Annotated in this window: 12 protein-coding genes; 2 read left to right on the forward strand and 10 right to left on the reverse strand. The window is 43.6% G+C overall.

From position 1 onward, the window contains the following. Positions 1-5: 5 nt before the first annotated feature. From KNP85_RS05760 to KNP85_RS05795, 8 genes are all read right to left on the reverse strand, one after another. The gene (locus KNP85_RS05760; protein ID WP_214802050.1) at positions 6-1,115 is read right to left on the reverse strand and encodes a polysaccharide biosynthesis C-terminal domain-containing protein; all 1,110 of its coding nucleotides are present in this window, start codon (positions 1,113-1,115) and stop codon (positions 6-8) included. Continuing rightward, the gene (locus KNP85_RS05765; RefSeq protein WP_214802053.1) at positions 1,112-2,134 is read right to left on the reverse strand and encodes a polysaccharide biosynthesis protein; all 1,023 of its coding nucleotides are present in this window, start codon (positions 2,132-2,134) and stop codon (positions 1,112-1,114) included. The genes KNP85_RS05760 and KNP85_RS05765 overlap by 4 nt, the downstream gene beginning before the upstream one ends. Continuing rightward, positions 2,127-3,374: a glycosyltransferase family 4 protein gene (locus KNP85_RS05770; RefSeq protein ID WP_214802056.1), complete on the reverse strand. Its 1,248-nt coding sequence runs from the start codon at positions 3,372-3,374 to the stop codon at positions 2,127-2,129. Before KNP85_RS05770 ends, KNP85_RS05765 begins: the two co-directional genes overlap by 8 nt. Further along, complete coding sequence (locus tag KNP85_RS05775) at positions 3,361-4,014, reverse strand: sugar transferase (RefSeq protein WP_214802059.1); 654 nt, start codon at positions 4,012-4,014, stop codon at positions 3,361-3,363. The genes KNP85_RS05770 and KNP85_RS05775 overlap by 14 nt, the downstream gene beginning before the upstream one ends. A gap of 17 nt (positions 4,015-4,031) precedes the next feature. Continuing rightward, positions 4,032-5,915, reverse strand: coding sequence for a polysaccharide biosynthesis protein (locus tag KNP85_RS05780; protein WP_214802061.1), 1,884 nt, complete (start codon positions 5,913-5,915; stop codon positions 4,032-4,034). A 221-nt stretch (positions 5,916-6,136) separates the two neighbouring features. Then, positions 6,137-6,904 carry a tyrosine-protein phosphatase gene (locus KNP85_RS05785; protein ID WP_214802064.1) on the reverse strand — a complete coding sequence of 256 codons (768 nt, stop codon included), beginning with the start codon at positions 6,902-6,904 and terminating at the stop codon, positions 6,137-6,139. Between the two features lie 14 nt (positions 6,905-6,918). Next, on the reverse strand, positions 6,919-7,635 hold the full coding sequence (locus KNP85_RS05790) for a CpsD/CapB family tyrosine-protein kinase (RefSeq protein WP_214802067.1): 717 nt from the start codon (positions 7,633-7,635) through the stop codon (positions 6,919-6,921). Continuing rightward, a complete protein-coding gene (locus KNP85_RS05795) occupies positions 7,628-8,350 on the reverse strand; it encodes a YveK family protein (RefSeq protein ID WP_214802070.1) in 723 nt (240 codons plus the stop codon). The genes KNP85_RS05790 and KNP85_RS05795 overlap by 8 nt, the downstream gene beginning before the upstream one ends. A 195-nt stretch (positions 8,351-8,545) precedes the next feature. Between KNP85_RS05795 and KNP85_RS05800 the strand changes: the two genes are divergently transcribed. Then, positions 8,546-9,778 (forward strand): hypothetical protein, encoded by a 1,233-nt coding sequence (locus tag KNP85_RS05800; RefSeq protein ID WP_214802073.1) that lies wholly within the window; start codon positions 8,546-8,548, stop codon positions 9,776-9,778. Between the two features lie 33 nt (positions 9,779-9,811). After that, positions 9,812-10,828, forward strand: coding sequence for a UDP-glucose 4-epimerase GalE (gene galE / locus KNP85_RS05805; protein WP_214802074.1), 1,017 nt, complete (start codon positions 9,812-9,814; stop codon positions 10,826-10,828). 23 nt (positions 10,829-10,851) lie between these two features. Here the strand turns inward: galE and KNP85_RS05810 are convergent, their stop codons facing one another. Then, positions 10,852-11,202 carry a hypothetical protein gene (locus KNP85_RS05810; protein ID WP_214802077.1) on the reverse strand — a complete coding sequence of 117 codons (351 nt, stop codon included), beginning with the start codon at positions 11,200-11,202 and terminating at the stop codon, positions 10,852-10,854. Between the two features lie 125 nt (positions 11,203-11,327). Beyond that, entirely contained in the window at positions 11,328-12,527 is a 1,200-nt protein-coding gene (locus KNP85_RS05815; protein WP_214802080.1) for an alpha-amylase family glycosyl hydrolase, read from the reverse strand. Between the last annotated feature and the right edge of the window lie 60 nt (positions 12,528-12,587).

Genomic DNA, 12,587 nt, shown 5'->3' on the forward strand with positions numbered 1-12,587 from the left:
AATAATCAAACCTCCAAGTAATATGTATCAGGGCTGTTATGGTCAAACGGTTCATTTACCCACATGATGGTAACCATATCTGTATCACCCAAGTTTTCAATATTGTGTGTATATCCTATTGGGATATCCACTACTTCGAGTTTGTCCCCACTTACGACGTATTCGATAACTTCTTCTGTATCGATTCTTCTGAATCGAATAACACCTTGCCCACTTACGACAAGGAACTTTTCATTCTTTGTATGGTGCCAGTGGTTTCCTTTCGTGAACCCCGGTCTTGAGATATTAACTGAAACCTGCCCTCTATCCGGGGTACGAATAAACTCAGTGAATGATCCTCGATAATCTTTATTCATTTTTAATTCATATGAAAACTGATCTTCAGGCAAATAACTTAAGTAAGTGCTATATAGTTTCTTGCTGAAGGAGTCATTCAACAAGGGCAAAGATAAATCTTTTCTCGATTCTTTGAAAGACGTTAATAGTTTCACTAGGTCACCTAATGAGACCTTGTAGCTTGGGCTAACTTCACCGTAAATCGTTTGTTTCGTTTTACGTTCTTCAAGTTTATTGATAAGTTCAGCTATGACGTCATCAATATAGACCAATGTAAGCTCTGCTTGTTCATCATTGACCTGAATCGGTATTTCCCGCGAGATGTTGTGACAAAAAGTCGCGACTACACTATTGTAGTTTGGTTTGCACCATTTCCCAAACAAGTTAGGAAAACGATAAATCATTACATCTACAGTCTGTTCTTGCCCATAAGAAATGACTAGCGACTCCGCTTCTTTTTTACTTACCCCATACGCATTAGAAAGCTCAGCTTGAGTTGACGAAGAAAACACTAGTGCAGGTGGTGTCGATTTTTGAGAAAGTAAGTTTAACAATTTTTCTGTAAACCCTTTATTTCCGACTTCAAATTCTTTATCTTCTTTAGGTCGGTTTACTCCAGCGAGATGATAAACAAAATCTGCTTCTAATGCGTACTGCTTCAATTCAGCTTCTGTTGTGTTTCGATCACAAAGAAGTAGATCGTTATATCCTTGATTTTTCAACTCCGCTACAAGATTCTTCCCAACAAACCCATTAGCTCCTGTTATGAGAATCTTCATGCTTTTACTCGCTTCTCAAGTTCAGTTCGCACATAGTCAAGCGTCAACAAACGTTGTTTGATTTGTTCAATCGATAAACGTTCTGTATTGTTCGAATTGTATTCACCTTCTTGAGTCAACTTTTGATCACCTTCGCTAAAATATTTATCATAATTTAAGTCACGCGTATCTGCCGGAACTCGGTAAAAGTCACCCATATCATCTGCAACTATATGCTCTTCTCGAGTCAATAAAGTCTCGAATGCCTTTTCTCCATGACGTGTACCGATTACTTTAATTTCATTATCTGCTTCAAATAGCTCTTTTAAAGCAATTGCTAAGTCTCCAACTGTAGAAGCCGGAGATTTTTGGACCATGATATCACCGGCTACAGCATTATTGAATGCAAATACGACAAGTTCTACCGCTTCTTCCAAGCTCATCAAGAATCGCGTCATATTTGGATCTGTGACCGTTAATGGTTCACCTTTTTTAATTTGATCAATGAACAAAGGAATAACCGATCCACGAGAAGCCATGACGTTACCGTAACGAGTACCACAGATTAGTGTTTGCGTTGAATCAATCGTACGTGCTTTCGCAACAAAAACCTTTTCCATCATCGCCTTTGAAATCCCCATCGCGTTGATTGGGTACGCTGCTTTATCGGTCGAAAGGCAAATTACTTTTTTAACGCCGATTTCGATGGCGGCATTTAAAACGTTCTCAGTGCCAAGTACATTTGTTTTCACTGCCTCTAGCGGAAAAAACTCACATGAAGGTACTTGTTTTAAAGCAGCTGCATGGAAAACATAATCTACGCCATACATCGAATTTTTCACACTATTCTGATCGCGAACATCGCCAATGTAAAACTTCAATTTATCATTTTGATATTTTTTACGCATATCTTCTTGTTTTTTCTCATCACGTGAAAAAATACGAACTTCTTTAATATCAGTTTCCAAGAAACGCTCCATTACTGCATTTCCGAAAGAACCCGTTCCTCCCGTAATAAGTAATGTTTTATTGTTAAACATAAGTAGTCTCCTTCATAGTTTCTTCAAGTGGTAGATTGTTCAAATGTCTATTCATCTCATTCATTAATTTATTTTTATCAAAGTGATTTTTTGAGTACATTGTCGCATTATCTCTAAACTCTTTCATATCGCTCTCTTCTTTTCCTAAAAAGTTTAGAAGAAGTTCAACTTGACTATTTAGGTCTTTTTGATTTGCAGTATAACCAGATCGAGATTCCTCGATAATACGTTTCGCTTCTCCTCCGACTAAACCGTATATAGGCATTCCGATAGAAAGATAAGTTTGTAGTTTTGCCGGTATCGTTTTATCAAATAAGGGATTAGGTGAAAGAGATAATAATGCGATATCATGCGATCGTAATATTGTAGGAATTTTTTCTGAAGAAACCCTCTCTGTAAATGTGAACATAGACATAAGCTTTTCAGCAGCTATCATACTAATTAAAGTATTTTTAAAACGTCCTTCACCAACTAAAGTGAAGTCGATTGATTGCTCATATCCCAATCGTTTTAACTCTCTTGCTAATGGAACTAGTTGCTCTAATCCTTGAGCTTCTCCGATATTACCTGTAAACACAACAGACAGTTCACCTTTTATTTTCTTTTTATGAAACATGTTAATGTGAACTTCTTCAGCATATTGCGGCCAATAAAACACTTTATTCTTTGGAACTCCGCGATCTAGTATTGCCTGTACAAAGCTATTAGATGTCGTAAAAATCCGCTCACAGTTAGAGTAAACGTAGTCTACCATCTTACCAATCGGTTCAAGTATTCTTTTAGACTTAATCCCAGTTACAATTTCTACGTTTTCTGGCCATAAATCTTGAACATAAATGTGACACGGGACTTGATTTTTCTTTGCAAACCATACTCCAGGTAATGCTTGTGTCATTGGTGACACTTCGAAAATAAATACACTATCTGGTTTCACTCTTGAAAATTTTGACCATATTAGACCCGAAGCGACAAAGGAAAAATAATTTAAGATAAGTGAGAGTTTCGAACTTCCTCTCGGAATAATAGGCAACCTGAAAACTTTTGCGCCATGATAGTTTTCGGAACGTTTGTTGAAGAAGCTGTACCCTTCGTAGAATTTACCTTCCGGATAATTAGGTATTCCAGTAACAACTGTCACTTTGTAGCCTTTGCTCACCCAATCTTTGCAAATTTCATTAATTCTAAAATTTTCAGGAAAGAAATACTGACTGATTACTAAAATATGCTTATTTGCTGTCATGCTTCTCATCCTTACTGAATTCCATAGCTGAAGCCACCTCTTTGATCATAGACCCAGTACCGCCCTCTAATACTCCTTGGCTCCGCACCACACTCAGCAAAGTCCTTAAAAAACAACGGATGTCCATCCAAAAGGATATTTTTTTGATATATTCCCCGTCTAATTTTGCTTTTATTTCAATTGGTAACTCATCACGCCCATTGATTTGAGCCCACCCTGTCAAACCTGGTAATACATCATTCGCTCCATATTTTTCTCGTTCTTCAATCAAATCGTACTGATTCCATAGTGCAGGACGCGGTCCAATCACCGCCATTTCCCCTTTAAAAATATTAATAATTTGAGGCAATTCATCTAAACTCGTTTTCCGAAGAAGCTTGCCAACTTTTGTAATGTATTGATCGGGATCGCCTAGTAAATGCGTCGGCGTGTCTTTTGGTGCATCGACTCGCATCGTCCGAAACTTTAAAATATTAAAATGTGATTGATGAAGCCCTACACGTTTTTGTTTGAAAAAGATGGGACCTTTTGACTCGAGCTTAATCGCAATCATAATTCCAATAAATAAAGGCGCAAGTACAATAAGTCCAATGAACGACAACATAAAGTCAATTTTTCTTTTCTGTTCAATATACTTCATTATTCACACTCCATTACTTAAACGGTTTCTTTCAGTTGCTCATGCTCTACTGAATCAAGACAATCATTTGCCCAATTGACAAGGTAAAGTCCGAGCGCTTCGCTTGTCTTCAGATTGTTCATCCGCTCAAGTTTTTCCCGTAAATTAGCTTCCTCTGTAACAATACCTGTGAAAATTTTCGGGTAAACTGCTTCTAGATGAACTTCTCCTTCTTTTAGTAATTCTTCGAACATCTTCTCACCGGGACGAATGCCACTAAAGGCTATCGCAATTTGTTCTTCCGTGAATCCACTTAACTTGATCATGTTGCGGGCAAGATCCACAATCTTAACGGGTTCTCCCATATCAAGCACGAATACTTCCCCACCATCGGCGAGCATTCCCGCTTGAATTACGAGACGACTCGCCTCAGGAATAGTCATAAAGTAGCGTGTCATGTCTGGATGCGTGACTGTAACCGGACCACCTTTTTCAATCTGTGTCTTAAAGAGTGGGATGACCGATCCACGGCTTCCGAGCACGTTTCCGAAACGTACGACCGCATATTTCGTTCGACTCGTCTTCGCCAAATTTTGGACAATCATCTCAGCAATCCGCTTTGTCGACCCCATAACGTTCGTCGGATTGACCGCTTTGTCCGTCGAAATCATGACAAAACGAGCAGTGCTAAACTCATCAGCCACTTCCGCAACATTTTTAGTACCATAAATATTATTCTTTACTGCTTCACGGGGATTTGTCTCCATCAATGGCACATGTTTATGAGCTGCTGCATGAAAGACAAGATGCGGTGTGTATGATTCAAATACTTCTTTTAATCGATTTCGATCTTGGATGTCCGCAATAATCGGAATAAGTTCAATATTCAAGTTCAAATCACGAAGTTCACGTTCAATCAGATAAATACTATTTTCTCCGTGACCTAGCAATAAAAGGCGTGATGGCTGGAATTTCAAAATTTGCCGACATATTTCGGATCCAATTGATCCGCCAGCACCAGTCACAAGAACCGTTTTCCCTTCTACCTCTGACTGTATTCCAGAGATATCAAGTTCTACAGGCTCGCGCCCAAGTAAGTCTTCAATTGACACTTGGCGCATCTGGTTAACCGACACTTTACCGGCTGCTACTTCTTCAATCATTGGCAAAGTATGTACATTTGTACAAATCGCTTTTGCACGTTTTATGATTTCTAATCGTTCTTTATAATTCATTGATGGAATGGCGAAAACAATCTTATCAATTGCTTCACGTTCAACTACAGATTCTATGTCATTAACCTTTCCCAACACTTTCACGCCGTTGACAGTTAGTGATTGTAGATGACTATTATCATCGATAAACCCAATCGGGTTCATCCGATGATTTTGTGAGTACTGCATTTGACGGACGAGCATTCGCCCTGCTTGACCAGCACCAATAATTAGCGTACGTTTTTCATCTTTTCGTTTCTTTAATTTCTTATTAAATAAACTTGAAGCAGAATTAGAGTTCCAAGTAATCACTACACGCGACCCTAATCGAATTGCTCCCAAAGCTAATAAAGAAAGACAGAAACTAAGAAACAACATACGTTCCATTGCTTCTCCATACATACTAAACTGTATGAGATAAAGAGATGCTGTACTCATTACCAATGTAAGTGTTAGTCTAATAGCTTCTTTAATGCTGGCGAATCTCCATGCTATCGCATATAGACCGCTTAAACCCGCTATTATAATAAACAACACACTATAAATGATTGCCGATTGAATAAAATGATTTTGATTCATTGAAAATAAAAATTCGACGGGATATAAAAAGAAATAAGTAAATGTAATTGCAGAAATAATTGCAACAATATCTAGTGTAGCTAGAATACTAGTCCGAATCGACTTTTTTTTCAGCTCTGTAAATGACATTTTATCGTGCCTCCTCGCTGGTATAATATATATTTTCTGCCCGATTCATAGAAAAAAGGATGTAACTTACATCCTTTCAAAATTATAAATTAAGGGTATCACTTCCGACCTAATATAAAAACATACGGGGAGTAAAATAAACCTAAAATCGTTCGACAGTTGTCGACAAATAATCATATTTCAAGATTAATTGTCAATAATTAACTTTAGTAATAAGTGAATTATTTTTTCCATTTTCCTCGCCAGTTTTTCACCGGTATCGTCGGCGGATCGACGAATACGAAGTCATCCTTTATAATCGCTTCCGAAGTGACTACGTAATTTTCCCACTTATCTTGACCAAGCTCTTCACGAATTACCTTTTCGACTTCAGTCCAATAAAATGTTCGACGACCTGTACTATGTGCATCTGATGCGATTAAATGGCTGAGGCCATTACGAAGGAAAGCGAATGCGAGCTCCTTCACGTTCTGACCGAACTCTCCGATCAAACTACTTGTCGTAATCTGCGAAAGCGCACCGGACGAGACAAAGTCCATCAACCGTTTTGGGTTGGTCGCGAACTCTTTATTACGCTCGGGATGGGCGATGACTGGCGTGTAACCTTCCGCTTGAAGTCCGAAGAATAATTGTTCCGCATAGGCAGGAACTGAGTCATTCGGGAACTCCACGAGGACATAACGTGACCCAGCAAGTGATAACGCTTTGCCTTGCCCTAACGATTCAATAAGATCACCAAAAATACGAATCTCTTGTCCAGGGTATAAATCAAGATGGATGTTTTCTTGTCGAAGTACGTTTTGCAGTTTTGTCACTGCATTTGAAACATCTAATTGACTCGTATCAAACTGCGGGTGAAACGCGTGGGGGGTGACCACGATTGCGGTCACCCCTTCACTTACGGCGCGCTTCGCCATCTCGACCGCTTGTTCGACTGTTTCCGGACCATCATCAACGGCCGGCAATAAGTGACAATGTATATCAATCATGGCACGCTCTCCTTTTATTCATATGCGTAGTAGTAATAATAATCGTCGCTACCTTGTGGCTCGCGTTTGTTCAAGACGACACCGAGGATATGTGCCTCTGCGAGTGTCAATTGTTCTTTCGCTTTGACAACCATTTGGCGATCCGATTTATCACAACCGACGACAAGAACGACACCGTCAACCTTGCGAGCTAAGAGGCGTGTATCCGCCACTTGCATCATCGGAGGTGCATCTAAAATGATAATGTCGTAATTAGCTCTTAGTTCTTCCAAAACACGGTCCATCATCTTCGAAGATAATAGTTCTGACGGGTTTGGTGGGATTGGACCAGCTGCAATCAAATCGAGGTTTTCGACTTGCGTCGCGTACGTCGCCTTTTCAATCGTTGTTTTCTTTGCCAAGACTGTCGATAGACCAATCCCGTTCGAAAGGCGAAATGTGAAGTGGGCTGTCGGACGACGCATATCACAATCCATCAACAGAACACGTTTCCCTTGTTGCGCGTACACGACTCCCAAATTCGAAGCTGTCGTTGATTTCCCTTCCCCTGACGATGCTGATGTAATCACCATGGTTTGGAGATCGTCATCGACTGCCGTGAACTCAAGATTCGTCCGAATTGTTCGATACTGCTCTGAAATTGGTGACTTGGGCTTGTGCAGTGTGATTAGATCACGTCCTGTTTTATCATATTTAAGATGCTTACTTTTCTTTTTACCAAATTTAAACATGGACTTGTTCACCTTTCACTTTCGATTGACGTTGCGATTGCATCTCGACTTTATCGATGACCGGAATTGTTCCGAGTACCGGAAGTTCCAAAATATTTTCCACGTCTTGCTCTGTTTTAATACGACGATCCAACACCACTTTAAGGAATGCAATCGCCACTCCAATCATTAAACCAAGTACCGTTGCAATAGCGGTGTTTAATAAAATATTTGGTTTCACTGGGAACATTGGTACCGACGCATTCGAAAGAACTTTGACGTTATCCACACTCATCAATTCTGGCACTTCTTTCGAAAAGACGTCGCTGATTTCATTAGCGATATCAGTAGCAAGAACCGGGTTCGTGTGTTGCACTTTAATATTGATGACTTGTGAGCTCTGCTCACTATTGACCGAAATCAGACCACTAATGTTGTTAGGTGCACCAATGACGTTCTCTTGAACAGGTTGTAAAATAGCAGGACTTTGAATAATAACTCTATAAGTGTTAACTAAAGCAACTGAAGACTGGATTTGACCACTGTCAATCATATTATTCTGCGTCTCTTTCGGAGCCACTAAAACTTGTGTTGAAGCCTCGTAAGTTGGTTGAATCACATATGAACTAACTAAATACGCGATGAGTGCCGCAATGATTGCTAAACTTACAATGAGCCATTTGCTCCGTTTTAAGATGGAGAATAATTCTCCAAGGGAAATTGTTTCTTCTTTCATGCTCGTGTTTTCTCTCCTCTGTTCTTTAAAGTCACTACTGGAAAAATTCCGCAGATAATATTTAACAATGCCAATACCAAAACATTATAGCAAAAATCCTCACAGTTGATGACCCATTTTTTAAAATTTGGGTTTTTTGGTATGTAAATCTGATAAACTTTGTTAGGAAGAACTTAACAAAAGGAGGAGACAATAGTGCACGTTAGTGAGCGCCTACTCCAGTTGTACGCAGATACGAATGCGGCCACACGTACAAAACTGCAAGATGCCATCAAACAAAATTTAGGGGACGGAAAATCCTTAAGTACGTCCTTTGAAGAATTGACCGGTACGACGAATATCACGCTTTCGACCGATGAAAAATCGGCCGCCGATTTCGCTGCATGGATTAAAGATGGCAAGAAAGATGCCACGTTTCTTCCATACTATGTGTCTTTACTTGAGATGCATAACGATGTGTTGAATAAAGAAACGGCGGTCCAACAATCGACTCCTGGTGACAAGACAACGGTTAATGAGACGCCAGTTGTAGAAAAAACGGTCGTAAACCCTCCTGAGCCAACCGTAATCGAAACTCCAAAAGTGGAGGAAAAACCATCCGCTCCAAAGCAACGTTATATGCCCGAAGCGCCAGTGCCGTCACGGGCCGAACGGGCGAAGTATCAACGCACTATCGAGCCTGCAAAACCACGACGCAAATCCGGTAAGTGGATTGGTGTCCTTTTCCTCCTCGGTTTACTCATAGGAGGCGGCTATATCGGGTATCCATATGTATTGGACTTGTTGGAACCAAAACAAGAAGCCAAAGTCGTCGAGGAAACGCCGAAACCAGATCCTGAACCGGTCGTTCAAGAACCGGAAACGAACTACGTCTGGCTCGCCTCGAAAAACGTCAATCTCGTCTCGGAACCGAACGGCACGACCGTCACCTATATAGGAGATATCGGCGACCGATACGAGATTGTGAAGGAGCAAGACGACCATGTCGAAGTGAATTTGGATGGGACGACAGCATGGGTTCCCCTCGACGCCGTCACGACCGACTGGCCGACACGCGATTTGACCGATAGCGCCCTACTCGACTGGGTGAACACGAATTTGAACAACGATTGGCTCGGCGAATCGATTCCTGACTTCTTCGCTATGAACGAAGTGGCACTCACGGAGACGATCGGCGCGCCGTACGGTCGTGAGACAGATGCGTTAAACGCCTACGCGTTCTATAACGGTGGGTTCTTCGTCATTCAACAAGACAAAGTACACGCCATCGATTGGACAAACACACAAACGACGCGCGAGGTATTCAGCCCGCTCGGCGAACCGGTCCTCGCGACGGACGATGCAGTGGTTTACGAGAGTAAGACATATTCACTCCGTTTATTTGAAGGCACAAACGGACAGACCCGGGTGCGCTTGACGGAGAAATAATCAATAGAGGGATATACGGAAGGGGTTATTCACATGAACACTATTTTAGTCACAGGCGGTGCCGGTTATATCGGTACACACACTGTTTTACAATTGCTTGAAACAGGTCACGACGTCATCGTCGTCGACAACTTATCGAACAGTCGCCGCGAGGCAATCGAGCGCGTTGAAACGTTGACAGGGAAATCGGTCACATTCTATCTAGGCGATATTCTTGACCGCGAACTGCTCGAACAAATCTTTTTGACACATACGATTGACGCCGTCATCCACTTTGCGGGACTAAAAGCCGTCGGCGAGTCGGTATCAGAGCCGCTCCGCTACTACGAGAACAACGTCGTCGGTACGACCGTGTTGCTTGAAGTCATGAACGCGTTCGACGTGAAACGAATCGTCTTCAGTTCGTCGGCGACCGTCTACGGCATGCCGGAACGGACACCGATTGACGAGTCGTTCCCGCTCAGCGCGACAAACCCATACGGTCGGACGAAACTGATGATTGAAGACATCATGCGCGATCTCGCTATCGCCGATCCATCATGGAGCATCGCTCTATTGCGTTACTTCAACCCGATTGGCGCCCACGAATCAGGTCGAATCGGTGAAGATCCGTTTGATGTTCCGAACAACTTGATGCCGTATATCACGCAAGTCGCCGTCGGCCGTTTGAGCGAACTAAGCGTATTTGGCGACGATTACGACACACCGGACGGGACCGGCGTCCGCGACTACATCCACGTCGTCGACTTGGCCGAAGGTCACTTGAAAGCACTTGACTACGTCATGGACCATACCGGTGCCGAGGCGTTCAACCTCGGGACCGGGACCGGCTATAGCGTCCTTGATCTCGTCCATGCATTCGAGACCGAGAGTGGAAAAGCTGTTCCTTACCAAGTGACACCGCGCCGCCCAGGCGATATCGCTATGTGCTTTGCCGACCCGTCGAAGTCGAAGCGTGTACTCGGCTGGGAAGCGAAACATGACGTCCGTGCCATGTGCCGCGACGCTTGGAACTGGCAATCGAACAACCCGAACGGTTATCGGGCATAAGAAAAACGGCTGACACGAGAACCTTAAGGTTCTTCGGTCAGCCGTTTTGTCATGTCGACTTCAATAATTTCTGGTTCCTTGCCCGGTGTGACGAGCACCCCGAAGTCAAGGACGGCAATCACGATGGCGATGCCCGCGAGTGCCCAAGCGGCGTCGAACGTGAACTCGCCGACGATTAAGCCGAACAAGACGAACGCTGCAAACGTCAAATAGTAGAACTTGCGCCAAATCGTCCGGTACTCGATTGCAAACTCACGGTCCCACAGGTAGAAAAATACGAAGCCCGCTAATGCGATGAATAACGTCGCGAACATCCAATACGAAAATGAATGGAACGTAAGGCTCAAGAAATGGACAAATAATGATTGATTCATCGGAATTCGCTCCTTAGGTGTATGTAGGATTTTGTCATGGAAATTCCTTCTATATCCATTCTCCTACCAAATGTTTCATGAGTCAATACACCTAAATCACACAATTCAATTTTGAATCAAAAGTCCTATTCAGATTCCACCCAAACAAACCCATAGGCATCGAGCTCGATTGTCTCGACCGGCTCGCCTGTGAACAGATTCGTCCCGCTCGTCCGCACAGTCACTGGCTCACTGCTAACGTTTGTATACAGCATAAGCGTCTCCTCTTCACTCTTTCTTTCGACTGTGAAGACGCGCTTATCAGACGTATCGATCCTTTGCTCCGCGTACGGTGAGAACGCCGGATGCGTCCGCTTGACGTTCAACTGGCTGATGATTCCAGAGAACACTTGCAGGCGGTACGGGTCCGTCTTCAGTTCTTGGATGAGCGCGTCCCGGTCGACCGGTGTCTGCACGCCGAGCAGCGTCCGATAATCGACAGTCGGGATACCTTGGAGCGAGAACAAGATGCTGTGAGCCGCGAGAATCATGTCGACGCTCGGCTCAATCAAATTCTTCTCGAACGGGTCACGCTCGTGAATCGACAAGAAGTTGAAGTACGTCTTGCCATCTCCTGGCGCCTCGATCCGATTCGCCCAGTCGGACAGCTTTTTGGCGTCCCCTTGCGCGAAAGCGAGCATCGTGTGTGACGCGAGGTCGAAGTGACAGATGGCGTCGGCGACGCTGACGTACGAACCGAGCTCCTGGACGTCTCCTTCATAGGCGAGAATCAACTGGCCGTGCGGTTTATAGTGATGGAGCACCGTGTGCCAGAGCTCGATGACGCGCTTAATACTCTCCTCCGGCATACCGCGGAACGACTGCACATGGACACGCAGCTTCGTCGCGCCTTGGGCGAGCCGCTCGATGAAGGCGTCCGTCTCCTCGAGCAGATTGAACTGTAGCTCGTTATAGACGTCCGGGTCAGTGTCATACATGAGTTCGAACTCATGCTTGAAGCGTCCGAGGTCTTCAAATAACCGGATGCGCGGGTTGATCGCCGTATCGGTCGGCTTGGCCGGATACGGGAACAGCGAAACGAGATACAAGTCGCTGATCGACGCCTGGACGTGCTCCTTCAATAGGTCATGGAGTGCGTCCAAGTCCGGGCTCCCGTCCGTCGTGACGGCGTTGGCGTCGATCATGAGCACGCTCGTCTTCTCGTTCACACTCTCCCCGTCATGCCAATGATGACCGTCCCACTTCGTGAACAGCTCCTGCCAGTCCTCCCGTGTATGATCGTCCCCCAATTGATTGATGATCGGTTCAACAGTTTCCCAAAGCATGTGATCCCTCCTCAGTGTCTCTTTATCACTCCCACCGATAAACGATTTTCAAACGCAAAA

The organism is Exiguobacterium sp. s194 (assembly GCF_018618275.1).
Taxonomy (GTDB): Bacteria; Bacillota; Bacilli; order Exiguobacteriales; family Exiguobacteriaceae; genus Exiguobacterium; species Exiguobacterium chiriqhucha.

Bases quoted from the DNA above. Each gene is read 5' to 3' on its own strand.
- KNP85_RS05760 (WP_214802050.1), bottom strand. From the start codon at position 1,115: ATGAAGATTCTCATAACAGGAGCTAATGGGTTTGTTGGGAAGAATCTT.
- KNP85_RS05765 (WP_214802053.1), bottom strand. From the start codon at position 2,134: ATGTTTAACAATAAAACATTACTTATTACGGGAGGAACGGGTTCTTTC.
- KNP85_RS05770 (WP_214802056.1), bottom strand. From the start codon at position 3,374: ATGACAGCAAATAAGCATATTTTAGTAATCAGTCAGTATTTCTTTCCT.
- KNP85_RS05775 (WP_214802059.1), bottom strand. From the start codon at position 4,014: ATGAAGTATATTGAACAGAAAAGAAAAATTGACTTTATGTTGTCGTTC.
- KNP85_RS05780 (WP_214802061.1), bottom strand. From the start codon at position 5,915: ATGTCATTTACAGAGCTGAAAAAAAAGTCGATTCGGACTAGTATTCTA.
- KNP85_RS05785 (WP_214802064.1), bottom strand. From the start codon at position 6,904: ATGATTGATATACATTGTCACTTATTGCCGGCCGTTGATGATGGTCCG.
- KNP85_RS05790 (WP_214802067.1), bottom strand. From the start codon at position 7,635: ATGTTTAAATTTGGTAAAAAGAAAAGTAAGCATCTTAAATATGATAAA.
- KNP85_RS05795 (WP_214802070.1), bottom strand. From the start codon at position 8,350: ATGAAAGAAGAAACAATTTCCCTTGGAGAATTATTCTCCATCTTAAAA.
- galE (WP_214802074.1), top strand. From the start codon at position 9,812: ATGAACACTATTTTAGTCACAGGCGGTGCCGGTTATATCGGTACACAC.
- KNP85_RS05810 (WP_214802077.1), bottom strand. From the start codon at position 11,202: ATGAATCAATCATTATTTGTCCATTTCTTGAGCCTTACGTTCCATTCA.
- KNP85_RS05815 (WP_214802080.1), bottom strand. From the start codon at position 12,527: ATGCTTTGGGAAACTGTTGAACCGATCATCAATCAATTGGGGGACGAT.